The sequence below is a fragment of the Pseudomonas sp. 2995-3 genome, from assembly GCF_002742565.1.
GTDB lineage: Bacteria > Pseudomonadota > Gammaproteobacteria > Pseudomonadales > Pseudomonadaceae > Aquipseudomonas > Aquipseudomonas edaphica.
On record NZ_LJSB01000168.1, the window covers coordinates 1 to 326 of the forward strand.

At 35.6% G+C, this 326-nt stretch carries 1 protein-coding gene; it reads right to left on the reverse strand.

What is annotated here, in order from left to right; all coding sequences use genetic code 11:
• Positions 1-326, reverse strand: a 326-nt coding sequence (locus AOA62_RS11720) for an IS3 family transposase (RefSeq protein ID WP_143521811.1), incomplete at both ends; no start/stop codon positions are given.

The following is a 326-nucleotide window of genomic DNA, read 5'->3' on the forward strand; positions in this document are numbered from 1 at the left end:
ATTTAATATATTTGGTGCAACCTTGCCAACCTTTCCTTTGTAGGAACGATACTTTCTCATACGTACAAGGCACTTTAAACCTAACTCTTTCATAATACGTTGAACTTTTTTATGATTAATTTTGTGTCCTTTTGCAGTCAGTTCATCACGAATACGCCGATAACCATAACGACCTTTATGCTCATCGTAAATAGATTGAATTAATACTTTCACTTCTGCATCTGGATCAGGACGATTTAAAGTATTCACCCAATAATAATAAGTACTACGCGGAATGGCGGCGATCTGTAAAAGTGATTTCACCGGAAATTCATGCCTTAATTCAT